Annotated in this window: 1 protein-coding gene; it reads right to left on the reverse strand. The window is 47.6% G+C overall.

Annotated features, from left to right (window positions below):
* Nucleotides 1-95: 95 nt before the first annotated feature.
* Nucleotides 96-1,439, reverse strand: coding sequence for a group II intron reverse transcriptase/maturase (ltrA, locus tag KK062_RS29745; protein WP_254088031.1), 1,344 nt, complete (start codon nt 1,437-1,439; stop codon nt 96-98).
* Between the last annotated feature and the right edge of the window lie 489 nt (nt 1,440-1,928).

Below are 1,928 nucleotides of genomic sequence, written 5' to 3' on the forward strand. Positions count from 1 at the left end.
AATCGAGTAGGAAGTAAGGGATTATTTCCCTTACTGTCCTCTCACACCACCGTACGTGCCGTTCGGCATACGGCGGTTCATTAAACATTAGTGGTTCAAGAGGGCTTTACTATGTCCAATAGACTTAGGAAGCCCTCTTGTTTTAAGTAGGCATTACTGATAGCGCTTAGGAGGATCGGACTGTGAACTGTGCGCCAGGGACCTCGACGGGTATTACCCCATTGGTAGGCACGCCAGGACGGAACCCCCAACTTTTCCAGTTGATTTACTCGCGTTCTTGGGCGTTTCCACTGACTCCAGTAACACAGCCGTAAACGACTTCTAACCCATTTATCCAAGTCATCAAACACAGATTTTGCTTCACCCAATTTGAAGTAATGACCCCAACCCATGTTGAGCTGCCTGATTTGGTTTAGCCGCATCGACATCGACCATCCATTAGTGCTTGCCGTTATGGTACGGATTTTCTCTTTGTAGGCATCCCTACTTTTACGGTGTACACTAATCCCTTTTTCTCCTTTACGATGATAGAACGTAAAACCTAACAGCTTTAGAAGCCAGGGACGCTTTACACTACTCTTTTCAATATTCACTTTTAATTTCAACTCCTTTTCGATGTAGCGAGTGATACTTTCCATCACGCGATCACCTGAACGCTTACTCTTAACGTAAATACTGCAGTCATCTGCATAGCGGATATACCGGTGGCCACGTCTTTCTAGCTCCTTGTCCAGTTTATCCAGGATGATATTGGACAGAAGAGGACTTAACGGACCGCCTTGAGGCACCCCTTGTTTACTGGATGTGCGATTACCTTCTTCTTCGACTTCTGCACGTAGTATCTTATGGATAAGTTTCAGCACTCGCTTATCTGTTATACTACGACTTAGTTCGTTCATCAGATAGTCATGGTTAACGCGATCAAAGAATTGCGCCAGGTCTAGGTCTACTACGTGGCTGTAGCCAGCGTTGATGTATTCCTTCGCTTTTAATAACGCTTGATGCGCGTTCTTCTCACTACGGAACCCATAACTGTTTTCAGAGAATGTCGGGTCATACAGTTTCGTCAGTTCCTGACTGATCGCCTGCTGGATTAACCTATCCAGGTATGTGGGGACGCCTAGATGCCGTTTACCCCCATCTGCCTTAGGGATCGTTACACGCTTCACAGCGTTCGGTTGATAGCCGTCGGTTTCCAGTTGTGTTTTCACTGACGGCCAGTCTCTTTTGAGCTGATCGAGGAACTCTTCAAAGACAACCCCATCCACACCAGCAGAGCCTTTGTTGCCGACTACACGAGTGTAAGCCGCTTCCATGTTTGATTTGCTTAAGATTTCCTCTAAAAGCATTACTCCTACCTTTTTTTTCCTGCTTCTTTGTTTCCTGCTTTCGTTCAAGACATCGCTCAACGCTCCCTGGTACCCTTCTGCTTCCAGCATATTTCTCCCAGGGCAGCACTCCATCCGGAGTTTTCGGTTTTCTTTACGATGAACCCAGTTCCAGCATTACTCCGTAGACGTTTAATGTTCGGCCCTTCCCCAGTTTTTTTTTCCGGGTACTACGGCCTCGGCTGACTTCTGTTAAACAAGTATATATTCCTATATACTATTGCTCCTTCGGGCGGCGCGTCTCCCTCCGTCCACTGTTTAACAGATCTCCCCGGGTAAGAACGCGAACTTTCTCTCCATATACCTGTCAGATTTACAGCTGCCTGTTTCGGATAGTTTGGGGCTTCGTTTTGTTGTGCAAACTCACCCACCGACAACTGCCTCATCTGCTTCCTGTTCGTCAGGCCAGAGATTTACCGCCGGCTTCCTTCGGATTCCTTCTCGCAAAGGACACCCTTGCCTTAGGTTAACGCTTCCCACTATCAAGGTGCGTTCGGGACTTACACCCTAGAGTTCGCGCCCATGCCGGGCGCACACAAA

The sequence above is a fragment of the Dawidia cretensis genome, assembly GCF_018598175.1.
Lineage (GTDB): Bacteria > Bacteroidota > Bacteroidia > Cytophagales > Cyclobacteriaceae > Ohtaekwangia > Ohtaekwangia cretensis.

Bases quoted from the DNA above. Each gene is read 5' to 3' on its own strand.
- ltrA (WP_254088031.1), bottom strand. From the start codon at position 1,439: ATGCTGGAAGCAGAAGGGTACCAGGGAGCGTTGAGCGATGTCTTGAAC.